Consider the following 25,629-nt stretch of genomic DNA (forward strand, 5'->3'; position numbering starts at 1 on the left):
CGCGGCCGGTCAGCGCCGGTCGGTGAGCATCAGCCGGCACAGCCCGGCGTAGAATACGCCGCCCCAGCAGGAGAGCAGGGCGGCCAGCTTCATGGAGCGGGGAAGATGCGGGTTTTTCAGCGCCTTGCCAAGGCCTGCCCGGATCTCCTTTTTCAGCGAGCGGTGCTCGGCGGCAAAATCCTTCGCGTTTGCCTGGCGCAGAATCATGCTGTTCAGATAGAGCAGCTTCTCGTAATAGAACGCCTCGGCCGAAACCTCCAGCGGACCGCCCCGGGCGGTATCCAGAATGGTGCGGGCCACGTAGATCTGGTCGGTGAGCACCCGGTCCTTTAAGGGCCGGTGGGTGGTGGAGGCCGCATGCTGGCGGTAGTAGTAGCCGATGAAATCCGCAAAGGCCATGCCCCGGGCGTGCTGCAAAATGTTCCAGTTCAGATACAGGTCCTCGTTGTAGACCACCGGGGAATAGAAGGGGATGTTGTCGAACAGATGGCGGGCGTAGAGCTTGTTGCACAGGCTGTATTCCACCCGCTTGTCGTGCATCAGGGCGTCCAGATGGGCCGGGCTCTCGAAGGTGAGGCAGTCGTCCGGGCATTTGCCGGGCTCCGGCGGCGAACCGAAAAAGGGGATGAACCGGCAGCAGCTCACCGGCAGGTCGGTTTTCAGGCACTCGTCCAGCAGCAGCTGGATCATCGCCGGGTGCAAAAGGTCGTCGCCGTCCACGAAGGCCAGGTATTCGCCCCGGCTGTGGGTCACGCCGGTGCCCCGGCCGCCGATGATGCCCAGGTTTTCCTGGTGGATGGTGCGAAAGCGGCTGTCCTTGGCGGCAAATTCGTCGCACACCAGGCCGGAGCCGTCCTGGCTGCCGTTGTCGATCATCAGCACCTCCAGGTTGTGGTAGGTCTGGGCGGCGATGCTCTCCAGGCAGGGGGGCAGGTAATCGCCGGTGTTGTACACCAGCACCACCACCGAGACAAGGGGCGTTTGGTTCATAAAAGCATCCTCCTGGGATTCAGTCATTGGAATGGGCCAGGCCCAGATAAAAATTGGTCAGCCAGTCGGCGGTCTGACGAATGTCGTACCCCGCCGCGGCGATCTGTGCCCGGGGAGAAGTGCGCACCGGCCGGTTCTGCACGGCCTGGCCCAGGGCGGTGTCCGCCCAGCGCTCGTCAGCTTCGTCCAGCGAAAGCTGGCGCACCAGCGGCGTCACGCACACCTCACGGGTGATGGTGGAGGCGGCAGTGATGGGCAGGCCGGAGGCCTGGGCCTCGATCAGGGTCACCGGCAGCCCCTCGTGCAGCGAGGGGAACAAAAAGCCGTCCATGCCCTGCAAAAGCCGGGGAACGTCCTCCCGGCTGCCCAGAAAATGCACGCAGCCGGAAAGACCCAGCCGGGCGGCCTTCTGGCGCATCTCGTCCAGCAAAGGGCCGGTGCCTGCCAGCAGCAGGGCGCTGTCCGGCGCTTTTTTGTGAAGTACCGAAAAGATATCCAGAATGCGGTCGTGGTTTTTTTGAGGGGTGAACCGGCCCACATGGCCGAACACCAGGCATTCGTCCGAAAGGCCGAACTCCTCCCGCACACTGGCGCGGGCCACCTCGCTCACCGCAAAGCGCTCCGGATCGATGCCGTTGAGCAGAATGTGAGCCCGGGCCGCCTCGGGGCCGTACATCCAGTCCGCCGCCGCCTTGGAGCAGGCGAACAGATGGGTGGCGTTGGGCAGCACCATTTTGCCGTAGTAGTCCTTCACCACCTGGAAGGCCAGACCGCCCTCGTTCTGGGTGTTGTGGCTGTGGGCGATGCGCGCCGGGATACCGGCCTTTTTGGCCTGACGCATCACAAGGCCGCTGAATTTATCCATGTGGGAATGTACGATGGGGTAGCGAGGGCTTTCGGTCAGCACCCGGTCCAGCGCATGGGTATAGACGAAGGGACCCTTCTGGGTGATGAAGGGGATGCGGTGGATCACGCCGCCCAGCGCTTCGATCTCGCTTTCGTATATGCCGGGAAAGGAGCTGACAAAATCAAACTGCACCGCATCTCGGTCGATGCAGCGGTACAGGTTCATGATCAGGCTTTCGTACCCGCCGTGGGCCAGCCCCGCCACGCAGTGGAGCACACGCACAGCCGCCATAAAAAGCACCTCGCTTTGTGCGGGCGAAAAGCCTGTGCTTGTTTTCACCCGCAATAATACAGTCTATAGTATAACAAAAAGCCCGGGCTTTGCAAAGCCCGGGCACAAAGGAAAACCGGCCCCATGCGGCGCACGGGACCGGTTTGAAGGATCAGGGATTGACGTAGTTACGAACCAGCGCCTGCAGCAGATCGTCGCGGTCCACGCGGCGGATCAGCGAGCGGGCGTTTTTATAGGTGGTGATGTAGGTGGGGTCCTCCGACAGGATGTAGCCCACCAGCTGGTTGATGGGGTTGTACCCCTTTTCCTTCAGTGCGTCGTAGACCTCCTGCACAACGGCACGGATCTCCCGGTCACGATCATCATAAATGGAGAATACAGCGGTAGGATCAGACATAAAACGGCCCCCCTTTTGCAGCAGAATCAATTTAGATACAGTATACCCCATTTGGCCGCGGAATGCAAGGCTGACTGGGGCAAAAGTGCAAAAATATACGCCGGGACGTTGAAAAAAAGGGCAGATATGCTATCATAAAAACGACAAATCATCCCAAAAAACGGAGCGATCAAATATTATGGAATACAAAAGCAGACAGGCGCTGCGCCCCGCCCTTGCATGGGGGCTGTTTGTGGCGCTGGCCGCGGCGCTGATCTTCCGCGCCCAGTGGTGCATGAACGGGCCGGACGAAAGCTACTACCTGGCCAAGACCTATGCCATGCTGATGGGCGTGCGCCCTCTGGCGGACATCAGCGCCCTGACCCAGATCAGCAATATCCTGTTGCTGCCGTTGATGTGGCTGTACCGGCTCGTCACCGGCGGGCTGGACGGTGTGTATCTGGCAAGCCGGGTGGCGGCAGTGCTGCTGCAGACCGGCGCGGCGCTGGCCGTGTGGCGCTGGCTGCGGCAGATCACCGGAGAATGGGCGGCGCTGGCCGGGGGCCTGCTGTGCCAGCTGTTCATTCCGCTGAATCTGACGGCCCTGTCCTACAACAGCATGGGGCTGTTTTTCATTCTGCTGTTCTTCGCCTGCGCCGAGCCGCTTGCCCGCCGTCCCGGATTCTGGCGGGCCTTTGGGGCGGGGGTCTGCTTTGCGCTGGCCGCCGCGGCCTATCCGCCGCTGGTGGTCACCGCGCCGGTGGCCCTGGTGATGGTCTGGCGGGCCGAACGCTCCCGCCGCCTGCTGGCTCTGGGCGGTCTGTGCGTCGGCGGTGCCGTGCCCGCGGCGGTGGTGCTGGGCTGGCTCACGGCCCGACTGGGCCCGGCCGGATTGATCGAAGCGCTGCCCAACCTCTTCGCGAAGGACGTGGCCCATCAGGGCTCCGGCGGCCTTTTGGCCAGCGCCCGGCAGTACCTGAGCGATTTTGTCTGGTGGTTCGGCCTTGCCTATCTGGCGGCGGTGGTGCTGGTCACCCTGCTGGCCGCTGCGCTGCGCTTTCTGCCCGGCGCGGCCCGGCTGCGGCCGGTGTTCTGGGCGGGCTTTGCCCTGGTGGCGGTCTGGGGCCTGGTGATGCGGCCGGGCGGCCTGTTCTGGATCAACTTCAAGCTGGTGCCGCTGGCCCTGCTGGGCCCTGCGCTGTTTCTGGCGGTGCAGCCCAAAAAGCCCGCCGCAGGGCTGCTGCTCTGGGTGGCGGGCGTTCTTTACAGCGGCGGCATTGCCCTGGGCACCGACGTGGGCCTGGTGAATGCCAGCTACGGCTTTCTGCTGTGTGATCTGGCGGCCTTGCTCTGGCTGGAAGAGGAGGTTTGCCGCCACAGCGGCGCCTGCCTGCGCCGGTGGGCGGGCGCATCGGCCCTGTTGGCTGCGCTGGTGCTGGTACAGCTGGCGGGCATCCGCTTTTTCACCGACTACGCGGGCGACCTGTTCGCCTGCCGGGTCCGCATCGAAAGCGGCCCCAGCGCCGGAATGTGGGACACCGCCGACACCGTGAGCTATTACAACCAGACCTGCGAGGATCTGCGCGGGCAGGTGCAGCCGGGGGACAGCCTGTTTGTGATGAACGTGCTGCCCTGGGCCTACATGGCCTGCGATAGCCTGCCCAACACGCCGGACTACTGGATTCACAGCGCGGCGGACCCCATGATCCAGTGGTACTACGAGCAGCCGGGGCGGCAGCTGCCCCAGGTGGTGTATCTGGCGGGACCGCTGCCGGACGGACGCGCCAATTACAATCTGGAGCAGCCGCTGGCCGAGTGCCTGGAGGAGGGCTGGATTCGGGACCGTCTGCTGGAGGACTACCGCCCGCAGCCCGGCCGGACAGGGACCTTTTATCTTCGCGCAGAATGACGGGTTTTGTTGAAAAATGAACATTGCAATGCTATAATTCTGTTGTATCATGCGCCAATGCATCGTTTTATAAGGAAAGCAAGCCTGCGCGGAGCGAGTGTTCCGGGCAGAATAAAGCCGAAAGGCGGAGGAATACAAGAATGATTTCGTTCAACATCCCACCCTATGTGGGCACCGAGCTGGACTATGTGAAGCAGGCGGTGGAGAATCACAAGATCTGCGGCGACGGCGCCTTTACCAAGCAGTGCAACCAGTGGCTGAGCGAGCGGTTCGGCAGCCAGAAGGTGCTGCTGACCACCAGCGGCACCACCGCGCTGGAGATGGCGGCGCTGCTGTGCGATTTGCAGCCCGGCGACGAGGTGATCCTGCCCAGCTTCACCTTCTCGTCCACCGCCACCGCCTTTGTGCTGGCGGGGGCCAAGCTGGTGTTCGTGGACGTCCGGCCCGACACCATGAACATCGACGAGACCAAGATCGAGGCGGCCATCACCGACAAGACCAAGGTCATCTGCGCCATGCATTACGCGGGCGTTGCCTGTGAGATGGACACCATCATGGAGATTGCCGCCCGCCACGGCCTGAAGGTGGTGGAGGACGCCGCCCAGGGCGTGATGAGCACCTACAAGGGCAAGGCGCTGGGCACCATTGGTGATTTCGGCTGCTTCTCCTTCCACGAGACCAAGAACTACTCCATGGGCGAGGGCGGCGCGCTGCTCATCCGGGACCCGGAATACAACGAGCGGGCGGAGATCCTGCGGGAGAAGGGCACCAACCGGGCCAAGTTCTTCCGGGGCCAGGTGGACAAGTACACCTGGGTGGACTACGGTTCCAGCTACCTGCCCAGCGAGATGAACGCCGCTTATCTGTGGGGCCAGCTGCAGGCCGCGGACCAGATCAACAACGACCGTCTGGCCAGCTGGAACGATTATTACCAGGCGCTGCGCCCGCTGGAGCAGGCCGGCAAGCTGGAGCTGCCCGCCATCCCGGAGGGCTGCGTGCACAACGCCCACATGTTCTGGGTGAAGTGCCGGGACCTGGAGGAACGCACCGCCTTTATCCAGCATCTGAAGGACAGCGGCGTTCTGGCCGTGTTCCATTATATCCCGCTGCACAGCGCTCCCGCCGGCCTGCGGTACGGCCGGTTCAGCGGTGAGGATGTGTACACCACCAAAGAAAGCGACCGGCTGGTCCGTCTGCCGCTGTACTACGGCCTCACCGCTCAGGACCGGCAGCAGGTGATCCAGGCCGTGAAGGCGTTTTTTGAGGTGTAACGATGCCGCTGCTTGAGCAAAAGGCGCGCCCCCGGTTGAGCGGGCGCACCGGCCGCTGGGTGTTTGTGATGGCCACCACTGCCGTTCTGGCGGTGGCGGCCATCTTTTCGCGGCCCCATGCCTTCCCGGACGATGACTGGACCATCGCCCAGGTGCTGGCGGGGCTGTACGGTCCCACCTGGCTGTGCCCCTTTTTGAATGTACTGTTCAGCGCGCCGGTGGCGCTGCTTGGGCGGCTGCTGCCCGGTCCGGACTGGTATACCCTGACCGTGCTGGTGCTGAGCGTGCTGGCGGTGGGGTTTGTCCGTTACGGGCTGTGGAGCCGCCTGGCGGCGCCGGTGGCCTGCGCGGCGGACGGGGTGATCCTGCTCGCCTTCTGGCCGGGCTTTGTGTCAGAGACCAATTTTTCCCGCAGCGCAGGGCTGTTTGCCGCTGCGGGCTTTGTTTTGCTTGCCTTCTATGCCCGGGGCTGGATGGGCCGCCGGGCGCTGGCTGCCGGGCTGGCGTTTTTTCTGGCAGGGCTGTGCCTGCGCCAGAACGCCGCACTGCTGGGTCTGCCCTTCGGGGCGCTGGCTCTGCTGTGGGCGGTGCTGGCCTCGGAGCCGGGGCTCAAACAGCGGGCCCGGCGGGCCGCGGCCGCGGTGTGCGGTATGGCGGTGCTGTTTGCTGCTGCGGTGGGCGTCAATGAGCTGGCCTGGCAGAGCAGCAGCCAATGGCGGGATTACCGGGCCTTCAACAACGCCCGGTCGGTGCTGTCGGATTATCCCATGCCCGAATGGGAAGAGGCCGCCGGTCAGCTGAGCGCCATGGGCGTGAGCGAAAACGACTACGAGCTGCTGCTCAGCTGGGTAAGCTGCGACAGCGACTATTTCACCACCGAAAGGCTGGAACAGGTGGGCGAGCTGCGGGGACAGACGGCCTTTGTGCCGGACCTGGCCCAGGCAGCGGACCATTTTATGCAGGGCGCGCTGGGCAATAAGCCCAGCACCGCCTTCTGGCTGCTGCTGGCCGCAGCGGTGGTGTGCTGCTCCGGGCGGGACCGGCTGGCCGCGCTTTTGGCGGGCGGTGGAGCGTTGGTGATCAACACCTTCTTTTTGTGGACGGGCCGCCTGCCCACCCGCGTGGAGGACAGTGTGAACTTCTACGCGGTGTGCGTGTTTGTGCTGGCGCTCAGCGGCGCCAGGCGTTTTTGCACCCGGCGCTGGCTTGTGCCCGGCGCGCTGGCGGGGGCATGCTTTGCCCTGCTGCTTCTGGTGCGCATGGGCCAGCAGTTCCAGCTGCCCGCCCCGCGTCCCAGCCAGGCGGGCGCCACCGGCAACCAGCTGGTGGACCACATGGAGACAAGCCCGGACGATATTTTCCTGCTGAACACCGAGGACGCCAGCTATCTGACCGGCGTGTACGATGCCCGGGTGCTGCCCTGGCAGGACCACTACCGGAATTTGGTGAGCCTGGGCGGCTGGACCAGCGGCAGCGGGCTGTACCGGCAGAATCTGGAACAGATGGGCCTCACCCTGCCGCTGAAAAACTGGGCCGAGCAGGACGCGATCTACCTCTTCGACGAGACCAGCCCGGAGAAAAAGCTTCGCTATGTACAGGAGCATCACTACCCCGAGGCGGCGCTCAGCGCCGGGCGGCAGGTGGGCTCGTTTTTGCTGTGGCAGGCGGTGCTGCCCTATGAGGGGAGCGCCGGCCCACTGGAGGCCCAGTGGAGCCTGAGCGGACTGGAAGAAGCGGAGCGGGGCCCCGGCTGGTACCGGCTCCGGGCGGAGCTGCCGCAGGGCGAAGCGCCCCGGCGGGCCTGGCTGGAGCTGAACAGCCAGGGCGAGACCCGGCGGGTGTGCCTGTACCAAACCGAGGAAGGCGGCTGGCAGGCGGTGTTCTATCTGGATTGGGCGCAGCCCGAGCAGCTGGAAAGCGCCGCCCTGCTGGTGCAGACCGAAAACGGATGGCTGAGAAGCGGCGAGGTGCCGCTGGGCCAACGCTGAGCGGAGGAAACTATGAGAGAACGTTTGAACAAGGCCGCCGCCCTGCAGTGGGCGGGTGTGCTGGTGCTGTATGCCGTTACGGCAGGGCTTTTGTGGCGCATTCTGCAGATCCAGATCGCAAACCCCTACGCGGGGGATTTTCTGGTGCACATCCAAACGGCGCTGGACCCCACCCAGACCGGCTACAGCGCCCTGAACCCGGTGTACCAGGGGCTGTGGGCCCTCACCGGCAGCTACGACAGCATGGTGCTGTTCGTGCTGCTCATGTGCCTGGGCGGCATCGCCGCCTCCGGCTGGTTCCTGCACCGGTACGCGGGCACCGGCATTTTTGCCAGCGGGCTGCTGGGCTGGTGCTGCTTCTGCGCGGACCCGGTCTATCTGCCCTTTTTGAACGATTACCGCACCCTGGGGGTGCAGGCCTTCGGGGTGTGGCATAACCCCACCCTCATCGGAATCAAGCTGCTGGGCGTGTTCGTGCTGGCGCTGTATCTGCGCATGGTGCGGCAGTTCGACGAGGGGCTGCACTGGCGGGACTGGCTGGCCTTCATGGTGCTGCTGGCGCTTGCCACCGGCGTCAAGCCCAGCCTGCTGTTCTGCTTTGCCCCGGCCATGGCGGTGCTCATGCTGTGGGATTTTGTGCGGGGACGCTGCCAGCGGTTCGGCCGCTATGTGTGGCTCGGCTGCTCGGTGTTCCCGGCGCTGGCGGTGGTGCTTTCCCAGTATCTGGTGCTGTTCGCGGGCGGTCCGCAGCAGCATGAGGAGAGCGGCCTGGCCTTTTCGCTGGGGGCGAACCTGCTGCAGCGCACCCAGCATCCCATCGCGTCCATTTTGCAGTCGGCCGCGTTCGTATTGGCGGTGGCTGTGCTGTGCGCGGGCTCGCTGCTGCGTGACCGCATGCTCTGCATGGGCTGGGGCATGACCGGCTTTGCCTACCTGCAGCACATCTTTCTAGTGGAGACCGGTCCCCGCGCCTCGGACGGCAACTGGACCTGGGGCACCAGCGTCAGCCTGTTTTTGCTGTTTTTGGCCAGCGCGGTTCGCCTGTGGCAGCAGACCGGCCGCTGGAAGGAGCAGACGCCGCTGCGCAAGGGGCTGATCTGCCTGTGCTGGCTGCTGCTTGCCTGGCAGAGCGCGTGCGGGCTGGAATATATGCTCCTGTTTATCAAAAACGGCACATTCTATCTGTAAAAAGCGCCGAACGGGCGCCTGAAGAGGAGAGGCATCATGGAAAACAAGGAAACGGTATCGGTGATCATCCCGTGCTATTATTCCGAAAAGACCATCGCCAAGGCGGTGCATCTGGCCCGGGAGGAGCTGCTCCGGCTGGGCTATGACTACGAATTCGTGCTGGTGAACGACGGCTCCACCGATGGAACCTTTGCCCAGATCCGGGCCCTCTGCGCCGAGGATGCGAAGGTGAAGGGCGTGGACCTGAGCCGGAACTTCGGCCAGCACAGCGCTTTGCTGGCGGCGCTGCATTACGTGACCGGCGATTACGTGCTGAGCATGGACGATGACCTGCAGACCCATCCCTCCCAGTTCGGCAAGCTGCTGGACGCCATCCACGAGAGCAACTACGACGTGGTGTACGGCTGGTATCCCCAGAAACACCACAACTGGTTCCGCAATCTGGGCTCTCGCTTCGAGGGCTGGACCATGCGGGTGCTCACCGGCCGCCCCAAGGGGTTGAAGGTGAGCAGCTTCTGGGTGGCCCGCAGCTTTGTGTGCCGCGAGGCGCTGAGCTACAGCGGTCCCTATCCCCAGATGTCCGGCCTGCTGATGCGCATTACCAAAAATGTGGGTAATGTACCGCTGGAGCATTTTGACCGGGCGGTGGGCCAGTCCGGCTACAATCTGAAGAGCCTGATCCGGCTGTGGAGCACCTCCACCAACTTCTCGGTGCTGCCGCTGCGCTTCTCGCTGCTGTGCGGCGCGCTGTTCGGTGCGGCGGGCATCATCGGGGCCATCCTGGTGGTGATCCAGAAGCTGATGGACCCCACGGTGCTCACCGGCTGGAGCTCTCTGATGGTGGTGATCCTGCTGGCCGCGGGCGTGAACCTGATTTGCCTGGGCCTGGTGGGCGAGTATGTGGGCCGCATGTTCATGATCGCGAACAAGCAGCCCCAGTATGTGGTGCGTACCCGGTGCAATCTGGGTGCCGCCGATGGCAAACAGCATAAGGAGGAAGAGGAATGACACAGCATCGTTTGGTCGTGTTGGGCTCCATGGATGAATTTGTGGAGCTGGTCAAGCTGGCCCGCAGCCAGGGCATCTATACCATTGTGTGCGACGGCTACGAAAACGGCCCCGCCAAGGCCTTTGCGGACAAGGCCTATAACATCGACGTACGGGACATCGACGGCGTGGCCGCCATGTGCCGGGAGGAACAGGCAGACGGCATCATCGCCTCCTTCTCGGACCTGTTGGCCGAGTGCCTGGTGAAGATCGCCGCGAAGGCCGGCCTCAAGTGCTACTGCACCCCGGAAAAAATTCGCTACCTGCGGGAAAAGCCCCTGATGAAGGAGATGTTCCGCCAGCTGCAGATCCCCACCCCCACCAGCATCCGGCTGAACGCCGATTTTGCCGACAGTGAGCTGGAAGCCGTGGGCCTGCCCTGCGTCATCAAGCCCGCCAACGGCTACGGCTCCCGGGGCATCTATGTGGTGAACAGCGCGGACGAGATTCGCGCCCATTTCGCCAACACCGCTTCCTTCTCCAGCTTTGATTACATCCTGGCCGAGACCTACAACCAGGGCCATGAGTTCAACATGATGACCTGGATGGTGGACGGCGAGCTGCAGCTGCTGAGCATCGCCGACCGGGAGAAGTCCCACGAGATCGAGGGCGACATCCCCCACATCAGTCGTCTGGTCTATCCCAGCCGCTTCCTGGACGAGGTGCGCGAGCAGGCCATGGACATCGTGCGCAAGGTGGCGCAGTTCGTGGGCATCACCACCGGTCCCATCTCCATGCAGTTCTTCTACACCCCGGGGCAGGGAGTACAGGTGTGCGAGATCGCCGGGCGGATGTTCGGTTACGAGCACGAGCTGGTCACTCTGGCGGGCGGCATGAGTGTGGAGCAGCTGCTGCTGGACTACGTGTACGACGAAGCGGCTCTCAAGCGTACCTTCCAGGCCCACGATCCCCACTTCAAGTGCCTGAGCGGCGGATTGTATTTCCACGGCTACGAGGGCACGGTGGCGGACGTGAGCGCGGCCGAGGCGGCGGCAAAGCTGCCCGGCGTGGCCCAGAGCATCATCTACTATCAGCCGGGCGAGACCATCGCCCACGGCGTGGGCGCGAAGCCCTATGCCGCCCGCTATTACATCACCGCGGACCGGCGCGAGGCGCTGGACGAGCTGACCCGCACCCTGTTCGGCACGGTGCGCATGCTGGACGGCGAGGGCAAGAACCTGCTGTACAGCAATCAGCTCGAGCAGTAAGCCGGGCAACAAACAGGAGGAAGAAAGACCCATGGATTTTTCTGCATTGGATCTGACCTATGACGTATGCATCATCTCGCTGCTGATGCTGATTGCCAAGCTGGTGCGCATCCGTATGCGCCCGCTGCAGAACCTGTTCATTCCCACGGCGCTGATCGCCGGCTTTTTCGGCGTGCTGCTGGGCAGCCACGGGCTGGGGGTGCTCACCCTCAGCAGCCAGGCCTCCAGCTATGCGGGCATCCTGATCACGGTGCTCTTCGCCACCATGTATCTGGGCAAGCAGAGCGGCGCGAAATTCAGCACCATGATGCGCAATGTGGGCGATACCTTTCTGTTGAATAGCGCGGCTGAGATTTTGCAGTTCGGCATCGCCCTGCTGGTGGGCGGCGCGCTGCTGCGGGTGCTGTTTCCCCAGCTCACCGGCTGGTTCGCCCTGATGATGCCCAGCGGCTTCGCGGGCGGCCACGGCACCGCCGCGGCTGTGGGCGGCGTGCTGGAAAAAGCAGGCTGGGCCGACGCCGTGACCATCGGCCAGACCTTTGCCACCTTCGGCCTGCTGGGCGGCGTGTTCAGCGGCGTTCTGATGATCAATTACTGTGCCCGCAAGGGTTACACCAAGGTGATCTGCCGGGCCAGCGACCTGCCGGAGGAGATGAAGACCGGCCTTGTCCCGGCGGACAAGCAGACCAGCCTGGGCAGCGGCACCATCAGCACCATGTCCATGGACCCGCTCACCTGGCATCTGGTCCTCATCATGGTGGCGGTGGGCGCTTCCTATCTGGTGGGCAATGCCATCAACCGCACCTTCTCGGTGAGCGTGCCCACCTATGGCCTGACCAGCGGCGCGGTGCTGATTCTGGCGGGCCTTGCCCTGCTGGGTCTGTGCGCGCTGCGCTACGGTGTGCGGGATAAGGCCGGCAAGGTGATCTTTCCCGCCTCGAAGCGAGGAGAATGACCCATGAAAAAGCACAATTCCTACGCCCTCACCCTGATCGGGCTGCATCTTTTGCTGGCGGTGTATTCCCTCAGCGGCTTTTTCAGCAAAAATGCCGCCGCCCAGCCCTTTTTGAGCTGGCAGTACATCGCCTTTTACTGCGGTATGATGGCCATTCTGGTGCTGTATGCCGTGGGCTGGCAGCAGGTGATCAAGCGGCTGCCCCTGACGCTGGCCTTCGCCAACAAGGCGGTCACGGTGGTGTGGGGCATTTTGTGGGGGGCGCTGTTCTTCCACGAGTCCATCACGCCCGGCAAGCTGATCGGCGCGGCCGTGATCGTGGCCGGTGTGGTGCTGTTTGTGAAAGCGGACGGGGAGGAAAAACGCCATGAATGATACCATCCAGCCGCTGTACGCGCTGATCTATCTGCTGGGAGTGTTTCTGGCCGCTGTGTCCCAGGTGCTGCTGAAAAAGGCCGCCATGCGCCCGCATAAAAATTTTCTTATGGAATATCTGGACTGGCGGGTGATTCTGGGCTATGGCATCTTTGTGGGCTGCACGTTGTTGAGCATCCTGGCCTACAAGGGCATCCCCATGAGCCTGGGCCCGGTGCTGGAGGCCACCAGCTACCTGTATGTGACGGTGTTCGGCGTGACCATCTTCAAGGAGAAGCTCAGCCGGAAAAAGTGCATCGCACTGTCTTTGATCCTGGTGGGAATTCTCATTTATGCCCTGGCGGGCTGAACGAATAGAAAAGAACGGCGCCGGTTTGCGTTTTTGCAAACCGGCGCCGTTTTTTGGTGTGCTCATGCGATTTTTCGGAACAGGCTGTAGGGGAAGAGCGTGCCGTCATACAGCTGGTATTCGGTGCATACCAGCTCGTAATGTTCCTCCATGCCGGGCAGCGGGCCTTCCTCCCGGGTCACGATGAAATCGAAATAACCCTGCTCCACCAGCTGCCGCACCGGCTCCTCCAGCTCCTGATAATTCGGCAGGTTGATGCGGCAGAAGAACCGGCAGGAAGGGGTGATGCCGCTGGAAAGATAGAATCCGCCGTCCAGAAAGCCGTAGTTCAAAAGGGTCTGGCCGCCCTCCTGCTGGATGATGGAAGCAAATTTGGTCTGCACCAGATCTTCCTTTTTCAGCTTCATGAAGGGCACGTTTGGGCTGAACGCCATGCACAACGCCAGACTGAGCGCCAGCGCGGGCACAAAGCCCGCGTGGACTGCGCCCCGGGGCAGACGGGCGGGCAGATTCTGCAACAGCCGGCCCAGGCAGACAAAGCCCAGCGCCGCATAGGCCGACAGCGGAAAGCCGTAATAGGGCCAGCCCATGGAACCGGCCCAGATGAAAAAGCCGGAAAAGAACGCAAGGGCAAGCAGTGCCGCCTTGGCTGCGGGATGCAGAATGCCGCGGCAAAATACAAAGAACACGCCGCCAAGGAGCGCCAGCACTGCCCACACCGGATTGTTCAGCGCGGTCTCAAGGCCGGACACGGCCAGGTTGTACAGAGGGGTGCTCCAGTGGGTGGGGGTGGAGCTGTAGGAGGTAAGATTGGTCACAAAATAGGTCTGGAACAGGTCCGGCAGCGCGCCGCCCAGCGCATAGGGCAGAAGGATGGGCACCGAGATGGCGGCCATCCCGCCCAGAAAGGTCCCGCAAGCGGCCAGCGCACGGACGAAGGAACGGTGGCCGATCCAAATCAGCAGAGCGAAGGCTGCCATCCAGGCAAAATGCAGCCCCAGCAGGGTGAATTTGATCCAGAAGATGGCCCCGGCGGCAGCGCCGTTCACCGCAAAGACCCAGAGGGAAGGAAGCTTTTTGCCGGGCCCGAAGCAGGCCAAAAAGAAATACAGGGCGATGGCCAGCAGCGGCAGACAGAATTCCTCGGCGCTGTCGCCCTGGGCGAAGGCGGGGCTGGCGTAAACGCAGGCAGCCAGCAGCGGCAGCGAGAAAAAGGTCCAACTCCGGCCACAGTACAAAAGCATGGTGCGGGCGCTGGCGTACAAAAAGCCCCACCCGGCGGCCACCTCCAGCAGCCATACCCCGAAGAAGCTGGTACTGCTCACCGCAGCCGCAGCCCAGTGTAAAAGATACAGCAGCGGGCCCTTGTGGTCCAGCAGGTCCCGGTAGGGCATCAGGCTCTGGTGCATCCCTCGCCCGATGGTGAAATAGATGTTGGCGTCCACCCAGTCGTTGGTGGGGTAAAGCGGGCTGGAACGGGAGCAGACCGCCAGAACTGCAAAGGAACACAAAAGGCAGAAAAGCGGCAGAGTGTACCGCCGCGTGAGAAGATTTTTCATAATGCCACCTCGGTGCAATAACGATCGGCTCTGCCCAAACAGGCGCAAACCGCGACTGTATTGTAGCACGGATGCCCGGCCCCGGGCAAGCGGCCCGGCGCTGGCCTGGGGTCGGGAAAGTGACAGCTCCGTCACCCGAAGCGCAGGGTTTTCCGGTATAATAAATAGGAAAGCTGCAACAGAAAAAGGGGGAATGGGGTCCATGAAGATCCTGCTTGTAGAAGACGAGGCGGCCATTGTGCTGCCGCTGCGAAAGCTGCTGGAGCGTCAGGGCTGGGCCGTCACGGCCGCCGCCACGGTGGCCGAAGCACTGGAGGCCATGGAACGGGAGACCTTCGACGCGGCGCTGGTGGACCTGGGCCTGCCGGACGGCAGCGGCGAAGAGGTCTGCTGCGCGCTGCGCGGGCGGGGCGACGCGGCCATTTTGATCCTCACCGCCCGGGCGGACGAGGGCAGCGTGGTGCGGGCGCTGGAAGGCGGCGCGGACGATTACATCACCAAGCCCTTCCGGGCCGGGGAGCTGATCAGCCGGGTGAAGGCGGTGCTGCGCCGCCGCAAGGGACCCGAGCGGATGCACTTCGGCGCGCTTACGGTGGACCGGCGCAGCGCCCGGGTGTTTGTGGGAGAAACCCAGATCACCCTCACCGCCCAGGAATACCGGCTGCTGCTGGTGTTCCTTTCCAATCCCGGCCAGATTCTGGAGCGGGGCCAGCTGCTGCAGGCGCTGTGGGACCAGGAGGGCAATTTTGTGAACGACAACACCCTCACTGTTACGGTGAAGCGGCTGCGGGAAAAGCTGGCGGAGGGCTGCGGCTGGCACATCGCCACGGTGCGGGGCCTGGGCTACCGCTGGGAGGAGGAGCCGGATGCATAGCAGGGAATTTTACCGGATGCTGGCCGCCATGCTGGCCCTGACGGCAGCTGCGGCCATCGGGCAGGGTCTGGCCTGGGGCGTGCCCGGCGCGGCCACCGCGCTGGTTTTGGGCGGAGCGCTCGCCGCCCTTGCCGCTGCGTACACCCTGCGGCGGTACCGGCGTATCGGGCAGCTGTCGGAATATCTGGCCCAGGTCTATACCGGGGGCCAGCCGCCCCGGCTCAGCGGCCAGACCCCGGGGGAGCTGAGCGCTTTGCAGGACGATCTTTACAAAATCACCAGCATTTTGCAGCAGCAGGCGGCGGCACTGGAAGCGGACAAGCGCTTTCTGGCGGACAGCCTGAGCGACATCGCCCACCAGCTGCGCACGCCCCTTTCCGCCATTCTGCTGCAATGCGACTTTCTGCGGGAGGAGCTGCCGCCCGGGGAAGCGGAGGAGGGCCTTGCCCAGATCGAGACCCAGACCGGCCGCATCCGCTGGCTGGTGGAAGCGCTGCTGCGCCTTTCCCGGCTGGACGCGGGGGTGGTGCCCTTTGAAAAGAAGGAGCATCCCGCCCGGCAGGTGCTCCAGCGGGCGGTGGGCGGCCTGGCGGAGCTTTATCTGAAACGCGGGGTGGAGCTGCAGGCGGATTGCCCGGAGGAGCTTTTCTGCGTCTGCGACCTGGAATGGACCGCCGAGGCGCTGGCGAACCTTTTGAAAAACGCCGCCGAGCACACCCCGCCCGGCGGTCGGGTGCGGGTGGAGTGCAGCTGCCAGGCATTGTATTTTGAATTCCGGGTGCAGAACCAGGGACCGGCCATCCCAAAGGAGGAGCTGCCCTGCTTGTTCGAGCGGTTCTGGCGGGGTGCTTCGGCCAGTCCGGGCAGCGTGGGCATCGGCCTGCCGCTGGCCCGCAGTATCGCCCGGGGCCAGCAGGGGGATGTGACCGCCGAAAACACCCCGGAGGGTCCGCTCTTCCGGCTGCGGCTGTTTCGGTGACAAAACCGTCAGCGGGCCGTCACCGGCCTGTCACCGGGGCGGGATATTCTTTGGGCAGGAAAGGAGGTGGTCCGCTTGCCGTTTCTGGAAGTGGAGCATCTGACAAAGATCTATGGGACCGGGGCAAATCAGGTAAAAGCCCTGGACGATGTGAGTTTTACCGTGGAGAAGGGCCAGTTTGTGGCCATCGTGGGGCCGTCCGGGTCGGGCAAATCCACCCTGATGCACCTGCTGGGCGGGGTGGACCGGCCCACCGGCGGTACGGTGCGGCTGAGCGGCATGGACCTGGCAAACCAGCCGGACGAAACGCTGGCGGTCTTCCGCCGCCGCCAGATCGGGCTGGTGTATCAGTTTTATAACCTGATCCCGCTGCTCACCGTGAAGGAGAACCTGCTGCTGCCCCTGCTGCTGGACGGCCGCCGCCCGGCGCCGGGCCAGCTGGAGGGCATTGTGGAGCAGCTGGGCATCGAGGGCAAGCTGGACGCCTTCCCGGACCAGCTGTCCGGCGGGCAGCAGCAGCGGGTGAGCCTGGGGCGGGCGCTCATCACCCGGCCCGCCCTGCTGCTGGCGGACGAGCCCACCGGCAACCTGGACGCAGCCAACACCGCTCAGGTGATGGAGCTGCTGCGGGCCATCCACAAGGGCACCGGCCAGACCATCCTGATGATCACCCACGACCGTGAGCTGGCCCAGCAGGCACAGCGGGTGTTGGTGATCGGGGACGGCCGCCTGCAGAGAGACGAGGTGATCCGTCCATGAGAGCCATCTGGTCGGTTACGGTGCGCCAGCTGCTGCGGGGAAAGGTGAGCACCGGGTTTGCCTTTCTGAGCGTGCTGCTCAGCTCGGTGCTGATCAGCGCAGTGCTGCTGGGGGGCGATTCCCTGGTGTACACCCTGAATATGAAATATTACAGCGAGTTCGCGCTGGTTGCGATGGCGGCGGTGAAGCTGCTGCTGTGCATTTTGCTGGCGGGTACCGCGCTGATGATCCGGGGCGGGTTCTGGCTCTCGCTGGAACGGCGCACCCGGATGCTGGGGCAGCTGGCCAGTGTGGGGGCCACCCCGGCCCAGCTGCGGGCCAGCGTGCTGCTGGAGGCGGCCCTGCTGGGTGTGGTGGCCATTCCGCTGGGAATGTTCGTTGCGGTGTTGGGCCTGCAGGTGGGTTTCTTTGCCATGAACCAGACCCAGGGCATCCAGACCATCACCAACGGGCAGGGCATCCGAATGGCGGTTCAGGCAGATCGTCTGGCGGCCGCGGCGCTCTGGTGTGCGCTGGCGCTGCTGCTGGCCGCCTGGGGCCCCGCCCGGCGGGCGGCACGGCTTTCCCCCATGCAGGCCATGCGGCCCCAGCTGCAAAATGTGCCCAAACAGAAGGGAAAACATGCCCCGGTCAGTGCGGTGCGCCTGCTGGCAAAGCGGGCCAGGCAGCGGACGCCCGGCCGCTACCGGGTGCTGAGCCTGGGCCTTGCGGTGAGCGCTGCGCTGATCCTGATGGCCTTCACCTTCAACCGGGCGCTGGTGCGCTACTACGATGTGAGCCATGCGCCCTTTTCCTACCGGGTCTACATCTGGGGAGACCAGAGCGGCCAGTATCCCGAAGAGCTGCTGCGGGAGGTGGCCGAAGCGGTTCCGGATAAGCCCGGCACGGTGACCGAGCTGATGGAAAAGTTTTACGGGGTGCGGGAAGAGCGGATGCTCAACACTCTCCAGATCGTGCTGGAGGACGAGGATTTTGAAAGCTGGTACGGCCAGCCGCTGGCCGGTGAAGAGGGCATGGTTCCGGTGGTCTGGGCGAAAGCGGCTTCCGATCTTTCTCCGGAGGAGCTGGGCGAGGAGACGCTGCTTTGGAAATATGCCGGACCGCAAATGGTGGTGGCCGGAACCAGCGACGCACCGCTGCCCGGTGGAATCAGGCAAAAGGGCGCGGAAGATGACCGGTTCACGCTGGTGCTGGTTACCAGCCGCAGCGCCTTTGAGGCCAGCGGCATCTCCTTCGGGCAGGGGGAGATCCGCAGCTATGCGGTTTATTGGGATGTGGAAGACGGCCGGGCCATTACCCGGGCGGTGGCGCCGGTTCTGGCCGGGCGTGGGTTGCAGTATGAGCTTCAGGACTACACTCCCACCGGACAGACCGTTTTGCTGGGCAACGGGGTGCGCATTCTGCTCACGGTGTTCTGCGGCGGCTTTGCGGCGGTGGTGCTGCTCACCAGCACGGCCAACATCCTGAGCACCGTCAGCAGCGGCATGCTGCAGCGTCGGCGGGAGCTGTCGCTGCTGCTGTCCGCAGGCATGAGCCGCCGCCAGCTGGCCCGTATGCTGGCCTGGGAGTGTCTGGGTTATGGCATTCGGGGAATGGTGTGGGGAGTTCCGGCGGGCCTCGCCCTCGCCTGGCTTCTGACGGACCGGGTGCTGGATATCCCACTGCTTCGCTCCCTCAGCCCGGCGGCGCTGCTCACCCCGGTGGTCTGCGTGGGAGCGGTGAGCGCTTTGGCACTTCTGGTCTCACTGCGGATGCTGCGCCGGTTTTCCATTCTGGAAGGCCTGTCCCAGCGGGACTGACCGCTTGCGCCCCGCCCGGCGGTTCCGTATAATAAAAAGCGAGAAACGGCCCCGGCGGGGCAAACGAGGGGGAACAGCCAATGATCTACGGTATCGGCACCGATCTGGTGCGCACCGACCGGATGGAAAAAAGCCTGGCCAGCCCGGCCTTTCTGCGGCGGGTGTTCGGCGAGGAGGAGCGGGCCTTTCTGCTGAGCCTCTCTCCCCGCAAGCAGCCGGAAAGCGCAGGGGCGAACTTTGCCGCCAAGGAAGCCTTTTTAAAAGCCTGCGGCATCGGCATCGGCGGCTTTGCCCTTTGTGAAATCCAGGTGCTGCGCGCTGAAAGCGGAGCGCCCTACTACGCCCTCACCGGGCAGGCGGCGGCCTGGCTGAAACAGAACCGGCTCACCGCCCACCTGAGCCTGAGCCACGACGGCGGCCTTGCCCAGGCCTTCACGATTCTGGAGCAAACCGGCGATTAAGAGCCGGGCAAGGCGGGCATACTACCACCAGAACACATCCAAACAGCCCCGCAGCGGCGGGGGCACATAGGCGTGCGCCGTGCGGCGGGGCGGATCACTGGAGGGAGTATGACCATGGAAGTGCATAGAGGCGAAGTGTTTTACGCGGACCTGAGCCCGGTGGTGGGCTCGGAACAGGGCGGCATCCGCCCGGTGCTGATTCTGCAGAACGATGTGGGCAACCGCCACAGCCCCACCGTGATTGCGGCGGCCATTACATCAAAGCAGGACAAGACCCATCTGCCCACCCACATTGGCCTGCAGGCCCAGACCTGCGGCCTGACCCGCAACAGCATCGTGCTGCTGGAGCAGATTCGCACGCTGGACAAGCGCCGCCTGCGGGAAAAGGCAGGCCGCCTGAGCGAGAGCGACCAGCGACGGGTGGACCAGGCGCTGGGCATCAGCGTGGGCCTTGTGAGCATGTGAACAACGAAACAGTGAAGGGCGCCGACCGGCTTTTTGCCGGGCGGCGCCCTTAATTATTGGAATTGCCGCCCGCTTCGTGGTATGATAAAGGCAGCACCGCACAATTCACGCCTGGCGGCTCAGGCGGCGTATCACGCCAAAATTTTACGTGCTATTTTCCAAAAATGCTCGCCAATCCACCAAGGATTGGCTGCGCTTTTTGGTTCATATCACAAAAAATTTCCGGCGCGCTCCACCACCTGAAATTGTGCGATGTTGCCTAAAACAAAAACGCGTGGGAAGTGAAGAAGCAAGTGATCTATCTGTATTGGGTGGCGGTGTTCGCGGTCATCGCTCTGGCGCTGGCGGTGCAGTTTGGCCGCAGGCTGGAGCAGACCTTCGCCCCGGCTCTGTTTATCGGGATTCTGGTGCTGTATCTGTTCGGGCTTGCGGGGCCGCTTTTGTGGGGCCTGGGGGCAGTAAGCCTTCTGGGCGGCGCGGCCGGGGTCTGGCTGGTGGCACAGGCGGTGCGCCGCAAACAGCTGTTTTTACACCGGTGGCTGACCCCCGGCGCGGCGGTGCTGGTGGGGATGGTGTTTTTCATCGCCTGGATGCAGGCGGGGCGGCTGGCCATCGGCAACGATGAGTTCAGCCACTGGGCCTACACCGTCAAGGTAATGGTCAACCACGACCAGCTGGGCGTGTGGCATTCGGAGGAGATGCTCTTCGGCGAATATCCTCCGGCGCTGGCGCTGCTGGAATACCTGTTCGTCCGGCTGACCCCCGGCTTCACCGAGGGCTATCTCTACCGGGCAATGATGCTGTTCCAGGTGAGTCTGCTTTTGCCGGTGCTGTCCCGGTTCGGCTGGAAGCGATTGGGTGGTGCGCTGGCAGGCTTTGTGGGTGTGTTCCTGCTGCCCCTGGCCTTTTACGGCCAGTTCTACAGCGACCTGTGTGTGGACGGCACCCTGGCGCTGCTGTTTGCCTACCTGCTGTATGCCTGGCTGAGTACCCGGCGGCTCCAGGGCTTCGTGACCCTGCAGCTGAGCCTGGGCACCGCGGTGCTGGTGCTCACTAAGGAAAGCGGCGTGATCTTCGCGCTGGCAGCCCTGGCCTTTGTGGCCTGGGACGGTCTGCGTCTGGCCCGTGCGGGCGGCCAGCCCGGGGCGGTGCGCCAGTGTGCGGTGCAGCTGGCCTTCCCGGCGGGCGCGCTGGTGCTGGCCCGGCTGAGCTGGGGCATCGTGGTGGCCATGCAGGGCCTGACCGCGGGCGGAAGCGGCAATACATTAAGCCGCCTGCTGGCGCTGGCGGGTCCCTGGCCGGAAAAATGGAGCCTGACCCTGGCGGCATTCTTGGAGCACCTGTTCCTGCCTGTGGGCAACGAGAGCACGCTGCCCCTTTCTCCCGCGGCCTGGCTGGTTCTGGGCCTTACGGCGATCTGGGCGCTGCGGCGGGCGCTGCCCCGGCTGGAGTCCAGCTTGCGGCGGCTGAGTCTGGGCCTTGCGGCGGGCTTTGCGGTGTATTGCATCGGCCTTTTGTATCTGTATTTCTTCCAGTTTTCGGATTATGAGGCCACACGGGTGGCCAGCCTGGAGCGGTATCTGGGCAGCTGGCTGTTGGCAGCGGCGTTGCTGGCGGCGTATCTGGCGCTGGGCGCCTGGGGACGGTCCGAGGGCAAACGGCTGCTGGGCCCGGGCTGTGTGCTGGCAGCGGTACTGCTGGTGATGCCCGGAACCAGCGCCGAGATCCAGCGTCTGGTGGCCCCGGCCAAGGGCGCGGCGCTGGAACAACAGCAGCGGGCTGCTTATTTCACTCCGGAATCCTTCCCGATGGAATGGAACGAGGACGACAAGCTGTATTTTGTGGCGGAGGACACCGCCTCCTATGAGGTGCTCTGCGCGAACTACAGCTTCTATCCCTGGAATATCGGCACCTCTGCCGGATATAATTTCAACACGGAGGGGGACTGGGCTGCCTGGGCCAGCGACGTGACCGCCAGCCAGTGGGCCGACACCCTGACCGGCGAGGGCTACACCTACGTGTATCTTTACCAGATCAGCCCCTCCTTTGCGGGCAAATACAGCGAGCTGTTTGCCGACCCCGGCGATATTGTGGGCGGCGCGCTCTACGCGGTGCAGACCACAGAGGACGGCGGCGTACAGCTGGCCCGGGTCTGGCCCGCCCTGGCCGAGGGCTGAGGCAGCCGGGAAAAAGAATAGAAAACGCCCGGAACATCCTGCGATGTTCCGGGCGTTTTGTTTTGTAAAGAAATTATTCCAGCATCATGTGGGCGGCCTTGTAGATGTCGCCGCAGCCCATGGTGATCACAAAATCGCCGGGCTGTGCGTGCTCCTTCACGTAGTCGGCGGCCTCCTTCAGACCGGCAACCACCACGCTGCCGGGGATCTTGGCGGCCAGGTCCTCGCTCTTCACGCTGCCGTCGTCCACCTCGCGGCTGCCCATGATGGGGGTCAGAACCACGTGATCGGTGTCCGCCAGAACCTGGGCGAAGTCGTCCATCAGCTCGCGGGTGCGGCTGTAGGTGAAGGGCTGATGCACCGCCCACACCTTGTTGTAGCCCAGCGCATGGGCGGTCTTCAGGGTGGCGGCGATCTCGGTGGGATGGTGGGCGTAGTCGTCCGCCACGGTCACGCCGTTGAACTCGCCCAGAATCTCAAACCGGCGGCCCGCGCCCTTGAAGCTCTCAGCAGCCGCGGCGGCGTCCTCGCCGGTCAGACCCACGGTGAAGCAGCAGGCGGCCATGGCCAGCGCGTTGTAGATGTTGTGGTAGCCGGGGGCGCTCAGCTTCAGGTGAGCCACCGGGTAGCCCCACTCCAGCACGTCGAATTCATAGAAGCCGGGCTTGTGCTCCTGGATGTTCACGGCCTGATAATCCGCCCCGGCGTGGATGCCGAAAGTGCGCACCGCACGGTCCAGGCTGTTGATGACCTGCACCACGTTGGTGTCGTCCGCGTTGGCCACGATGGTGTGGCGGGCCATCAGGGCGAACTTTTTGAAGGCGAACTTCAGCTGGCCCATGGTGCCGTAGTAGTCCAGATGGTCGTTGTCGATGTTCAGCAGCACCGCGATGTCCGGCGTCAGATGCAGGAAGGTCTCGGCAAACTCGCAGGCCTCGATCACGATGGTGTTGCCGCTGCCGTTCTTGCCGTAGCCGCCGATCAGGGGCAGCTTGCCGCCGATCACCGCGGCGGGGTCCTGCCCGGCCAGCTCCAGCAGGCTGGTGATCATGGAAGTAGCCGTGGTCTTGCCGTGGGTGCCCGCCACGCAGATGCTGCGGGGGTACAGTCGGCTCACATAGCCCAGCAGAACGCTGCGCTCCAGCATGGGGATGCCCCGGGCATCTGCTTCCCGCAGCTCGGGGTTGTCCTTATGAATGGCAGCGGAATACACGATCATATCCGCCCCCAGCACGTTTTTGGCATCGTGCCCCATGAACACCTCGATGCCCATGGCACGTTCCGAATCAATGATGCTGCCCTCGTTCACATCACTTCCGGTGATGGTATAACCCCGGGCATGCAGAATCTGCACCAGCGGATACATGCCGCTGCCGCCGATGCCGATAAAATGGAGGCGCTTTACGCCATCCAGCAAGTTGGCATTAAAGCCGCTCAGGAAGTTCATTATGGTCCACCTCTCCTTAGCATGATCGTATCCCGAAAAAGGGTCCCGGCGGCCCCGAAGGAGCCGCCGCACATGTGCCCGGCACGCAAAACGCGCCGAATATGGATTTCTGTAGCTATCATTATATAATTTTTGCTCCACAAAATAAACACTTTAAGGGCATTTTTTGGGATGTGTTCGATGAATTTTTCTGTTTTGGCGAAAAACGAACCGGTTTTTTTACCAAAATGCCAAGGCAAAGCGGGGGCGCACACTTGCAGGCGGGCGGGCATAGCATGGGCAAAAGCAGCGCGGCCCCTGGCCGCGAATCCACACAAAAGGGGGAGCGCAAACAATGGCAAGCGAAAAAAAGACGGTGTTTGCCGTGCTGGGGACGGATGCCCGTCAGCGGGCCGCGGCGGACCGCCTGCGCCAGCGGGGCTGGCAGGTGGTGGGGCGGGAACGCCTGGCCGCGGCGGACGTGATTCTGCTGCCCATGCCGCTGAGCGGCGAGAGCGAGGAGCTGGTCCGGCTGCTGACAGGCGCAAAGCCCGGCGCACAGGCCTTCGGCGGCAGGGTGGGCCCGGCGGCCCGGCAGGCCGCTGCCCAGGCGGGGGTCCCGCTGCGGGATTACCTGGAGCGGGAGGAGCTGGCGGTGCTGAACGCGGTGCCCACCGCGGAAGGCTGCATCGCCCTGCTGCTGCAAAATCGCACCCGAACGCTCTGGAACAGCCCGGTGCTGGTGCTGGGTTACGGGCGGTGCGGCGCGGCGCTGGGGGTGCGGCTGGCAGCGCTGGGGGCCAGGGTCACGGTGGCGGCCCGCAGCCCCGGCCAGCGGGCACAGGCGGAAAGTCAGGGGCTGGCCGTTCGGGACCTGGAGCAGCTCCACCGGGCGCTGCCCGGCTTTGAAACGGTGGTGAACACCATCCCGGCGCCGGTGCTGGGACGGCGGGAACTGGCGGCGCTGGCTCCGGGCAGTCTGGTGATCGACCTGGCCAGCCTGCCCGGCGGGGTGGATCTGGAAGCGGCGGAGGAGCTGGGGCTCCGGGCCATTCGGGCGCTGAGCCTGCCGGCCCGCTGCGCGCCGGTGACCGCCGGAGAATTTGTGGCCGACACGGTGCTGGCCATGCTGCGTGAGGAGGGAGTGTGCATATGAACGAGAGAACTGTGGTGTGGGCGCTGTGCGGAAGCTTCTGCACCTTCGGAAACATTTTGCCGCGCATGGAGGAGTTGGTGAAAAGCGGGGTGCGGGTGCTGCCGCTGATGAGCTTCAATGCCGCCGGGATGGATACCCGATTCGGCGCGGCGGCGGACTGGAAGCGGCGGCTGGAACAGCTGTGCGGCACGCCGCCCATCGAAACCTTGCAGGGCGCCGAGCCGTTGGGACCCAAAAACATGGCGGCGGCCATGGTCATCGCCCCCTGCACCGGCAATACCATGGCAAAGCTGGCCCACGGCATCAGTGATACACCGGTCACTTTGGGCGCGAAAAGTATGCTGCGCAGCGGCAAGCCGGTGGTCATCGCGCTTTCCACCAATGACGGGCTGGCTGCCAGCTTTGAAAATCTGGCGGCGCTGACCAACCGCAAACATTATTACATCGTGCCCTTTGCCCAGGATGATTACCTGAAAAAGCCCAGCAGCCTGCAAAGCGATTTTTCCCTGATCGGGGACACTCTGGAGTCCGCCCTGCGGGGCCGCCAGCTGGGCCCGGTGCTGAACGTTTAGCCTTCGAAACCGAAGCCCTGCTCGGTCAAAACCAGATCGGCCCGGCGGTCGTGAGCCTCGGCGGGCAGGTCGTTTTGCACCAGTGCCGAGGGGCAGAGCAGCACCACCGGACAATGGCAGCGGGGCAGAAAGCGGTCGTAGTAGCCGCCGCCCTGGCCCAGCCGCAACCCGTCCGGGGCGGCCATCAGGCAGGGAGCGACGACCAGGTCCAGCCGCTCGGGAGCGAGAGCGGGCAGGCCGGGCGCGGGCTCCAGCAGGCCGAAGCGGGCGGGGGTAAGCTGTTCCAGGCTTGTGAGGGGGACCGCTTCCATAAATCCCTCCGGCCCGGTGCGGGGCACACAGAGGGTCTTGCCCTGGGCGAGCGCCAGCTCCAGCAGCGGTCGGGTGGAGGGCTCGCGGGCGGTGCTCACAAAGCAGAACACCGTCCCGGCTTTTTTCCACAGCTCGCTTTCGGCCAGATATCCGGCCATGGCCCGGCCCCAGGCGTCGGTCCGCTCCGGGCCTGCCTGGCGCAGAAAGGCCCGGGCCTGGGCGCGAAGGGCGGCCTTGCGGGCGGCGGTGGAATCGAAATGATTTTCCATAGAAGGGGAGCCTCCGTTTCGGCAAGC

24 protein-coding genes are annotated in these 25,629 nt (G+C 64.1%); 18 read left to right on the forward strand and 6 right to left on the reverse strand.

Going from position 1 to position 25,629, the window contains the following annotated elements:
* Positions 1–9: 9 nt before the first annotated feature.
* From B5G03_RS10095 to B5G03_RS10105, 3 genes are all read right to left on the reverse strand, one after another.
* Complete coding sequence (locus tag B5G03_RS10095) at positions 10–990, reverse strand: glycosyltransferase family 2 protein (RefSeq protein WP_162613385.1); 981 nt, start codon at positions 988–990, stop codon at positions 10–12.
* Between the two features lie 19 nt (positions 991–1,009).
* Positions 1,010–2,128 (reverse strand): glycosyltransferase family 1 protein, encoded by a 1,119-nt coding sequence (locus B5G03_RS10100; protein ID WP_087181581.1) that lies wholly within the window; start codon positions 2,126–2,128, stop codon positions 1,010–1,012.
* Positions 2,129–2,279: 151 nt separating this feature from the next.
* On the reverse strand, positions 2,280–2,525 hold the full coding sequence (locus B5G03_RS10105; RefSeq protein WP_058963256.1) for an IreB family regulatory phosphoprotein: 246 nt from the start codon (positions 2,523–2,525) through the stop codon (positions 2,280–2,282).
* Between the two features lie 178 nt (positions 2,526–2,703).
* Here B5G03_RS10105 and B5G03_RS10110 point away from each other — a divergent pair, with 178 nt between their 5' ends.
* The 9 genes from B5G03_RS10110 (at position 2,704) to B5G03_RS10150 (ending at position 12,794) form a co-directional block, all read left to right on the forward strand.
* Positions 2,704–4,413, forward strand: coding sequence for a hypothetical protein (locus B5G03_RS10110; RefSeq protein ID WP_087181582.1), 1,710 nt, complete (start codon positions 2,704–2,706; stop codon positions 4,411–4,413).
* A 140-nt stretch (positions 4,414–4,553) separates the two neighbouring features.
* On the forward strand, positions 4,554–5,684 hold the full coding sequence (gene rffA, locus B5G03_RS10115; RefSeq protein ID WP_087181583.1) for a dTDP-4-amino-4,6-dideoxygalactose transaminase: 1,131 nt from the start codon (positions 4,554–4,556) through the stop codon (positions 5,682–5,684).
* Between the two features lie 2 nt (positions 5,685–5,686).
* Complete coding sequence (locus tag B5G03_RS10120) at positions 5,687–7,672, forward strand: hypothetical protein (protein WP_087181584.1); 1,986 nt, start codon at positions 5,687–5,689, stop codon at positions 7,670–7,672.
* 12 nt (positions 7,673–7,684) lie between these two features.
* Positions 7,685–8,860, forward strand: a complete 1,176-nt coding sequence (locus B5G03_RS10125; RefSeq protein ID WP_140401676.1) for a hypothetical protein — start codon at positions 7,685–7,687, stop codon at positions 8,858–8,860.
* A 36-nt stretch (positions 8,861–8,896) separates the two neighbouring features.
* Positions 8,897–9,868, forward strand: a complete 972-nt coding sequence (locus B5G03_RS10130; protein ID WP_087181586.1) for a glycosyltransferase family 2 protein — start codon at positions 8,897–8,899, stop codon at positions 9,866–9,868.
* Positions 9,865–11,115, forward strand: coding sequence for an ATP-grasp domain-containing protein (locus B5G03_RS10135; protein WP_087181587.1), 1,251 nt, complete (start codon positions 9,865–9,867; stop codon positions 11,113–11,115). Before B5G03_RS10130 ends, B5G03_RS10135 begins: the two co-directional genes overlap by 4 nt.
* Positions 11,116–11,146: 31 nt before the next feature.
* Positions 11,147–12,070: a sodium/glutamate symporter family protein gene (locus tag B5G03_RS10140; RefSeq protein WP_087181588.1), complete on the forward strand. Its 924-nt coding sequence runs from the start codon at positions 11,147–11,149 to the stop codon at positions 12,068–12,070.
* A gap of 3 nt (positions 12,071–12,073) precedes the next feature.
* Positions 12,074–12,445 (forward strand): EamA family transporter, encoded by a 372-nt coding sequence (locus tag B5G03_RS10145; protein WP_087181589.1) that lies wholly within the window; start codon positions 12,074–12,076, stop codon positions 12,443–12,445.
* Complete coding sequence (locus B5G03_RS10150; RefSeq protein ID WP_087181590.1) at positions 12,438–12,794, forward strand: EamA family transporter; 357 nt, start codon at positions 12,438–12,440, stop codon at positions 12,792–12,794. Before B5G03_RS10145 ends, B5G03_RS10150 begins: the two co-directional genes overlap by 8 nt.
* 62 nt (positions 12,795–12,856) lie before the next feature.
* Here B5G03_RS10150 and B5G03_RS10155 read toward each other — a convergent pair whose 3' ends face one another.
* A complete protein-coding gene (locus B5G03_RS10155; protein ID WP_087181591.1) occupies positions 12,857–14,353 on the reverse strand; it encodes a hypothetical protein in 1,497 nt (498 codons plus the stop codon).
* Between the two features lie 202 nt (positions 14,354–14,555).
* On the opposite strand from B5G03_RS10155, the gene B5G03_RS10160 reads away from it, so the two are divergent.
* The 7 genes from B5G03_RS10160 to B5G03_RS10190 all read left to right on the forward strand — a co-directional run bounded on the left by B5G03_RS10160 (position 14,556) and on the right by B5G03_RS10190 (position 21,867).
* The gene (locus B5G03_RS10160; RefSeq protein ID WP_087181592.1) at positions 14,556–15,227 is read left to right on the forward strand and encodes a response regulator transcription factor; all 672 of its coding nucleotides are present in this window, start codon (positions 14,556–14,558) and stop codon (positions 15,225–15,227) included.
* A complete protein-coding gene (locus B5G03_RS10165) occupies positions 15,220–16,206 on the forward strand; it encodes a sensor histidine kinase (protein WP_087181593.1) in 987 nt (328 codons plus the stop codon). Before B5G03_RS10160 ends, B5G03_RS10165 begins: the two co-directional genes overlap by 8 nt.
* Positions 16,207–16,281: 75 nt before the next feature.
* Entirely contained in the window at positions 16,282–16,965 is a 684-nt protein-coding gene (locus tag B5G03_RS10170) for an ABC transporter ATP-binding protein (RefSeq protein ID WP_087181594.1), read from the forward strand.
* A complete protein-coding gene (locus B5G03_RS10175) occupies positions 16,962–18,764 on the forward strand; it encodes an ABC transporter permease (protein WP_087181595.1) in 1,803 nt (600 codons plus the stop codon). Before B5G03_RS10170 ends, B5G03_RS10175 begins: the two co-directional genes overlap by 4 nt.
* Before the next feature lie 80 nt (positions 18,765–18,844).
* The gene (locus B5G03_RS10180; RefSeq protein ID WP_087181596.1) at positions 18,845–19,225 is read left to right on the forward strand and encodes a holo-ACP synthase; all 381 of its coding nucleotides are present in this window, start codon (positions 18,845–18,847) and stop codon (positions 19,223–19,225) included.
* A gap of 114 nt (positions 19,226–19,339) precedes the next feature.
* Positions 19,340–19,690, forward strand: coding sequence for a type II toxin-antitoxin system PemK/MazF family toxin (locus B5G03_RS10185; protein ID WP_058962553.1), 351 nt, complete (start codon positions 19,340–19,342; stop codon positions 19,688–19,690).
* A 293-nt stretch (positions 19,691–19,983) separates the two neighbouring features.
* The gene (locus tag B5G03_RS10190; protein WP_087181597.1) at positions 19,984–21,867 is read left to right on the forward strand and encodes a hypothetical protein; all 1,884 of its coding nucleotides are present in this window, start codon (positions 19,984–19,986) and stop codon (positions 21,865–21,867) included.
* Positions 21,868–21,940: 73 nt separating this feature from the next.
* On the opposite strand, the gene murC is transcribed toward B5G03_RS10190, so the two are convergent.
* The gene (gene murC, locus B5G03_RS10195; RefSeq protein WP_087181598.1) at positions 21,941–23,314 is read right to left on the reverse strand and encodes a UDP-N-acetylmuramate--L-alanine ligase; all 1,374 of its coding nucleotides are present in this window, start codon (positions 23,312–23,314) and stop codon (positions 21,941–21,943) included.
* A 334-nt stretch (positions 23,315–23,648) separates the two neighbouring features.
* On the opposite strand from murC, the gene B5G03_RS10205 reads away from it, so the two are divergent.
* The gene (locus tag B5G03_RS10205; protein WP_087181600.1) at positions 23,649–24,449 is read left to right on the forward strand and encodes an NAD(P)-dependent oxidoreductase; all 801 of its coding nucleotides are present in this window, start codon (positions 23,649–23,651) and stop codon (positions 24,447–24,449) included.
* On the forward strand, positions 24,446–25,021 hold the full coding sequence (locus tag B5G03_RS10210) for a dipicolinate synthase subunit B (protein WP_087181601.1): 576 nt from the start codon (positions 24,446–24,448) through the stop codon (positions 25,019–25,021). Before B5G03_RS10205 ends, B5G03_RS10210 begins: the two co-directional genes overlap by 4 nt.
* On the opposite strand, the gene B5G03_RS10215 is transcribed toward B5G03_RS10210, so the two are convergent.
* Positions 25,018–25,602 (reverse strand): 5-formyltetrahydrofolate cyclo-ligase, encoded by a 585-nt coding sequence (locus tag B5G03_RS10215; RefSeq protein ID WP_162613386.1) that lies wholly within the window; start codon positions 25,600–25,602, stop codon positions 25,018–25,020. The two genes, B5G03_RS10210 and B5G03_RS10215, sit on opposite strands and share 4 nt — an antisense overlap.
* Positions 25,603–25,629: the final 27 nt, after the last annotated feature.

Origin of the sequence: Gemmiger sp. An50, assembly GCF_002161595.1 — a bacterium.
Classification (GTDB): Bacteria; Bacillota; Clostridia; order Oscillospirales; family Ruminococcaceae; genus Allofournierella.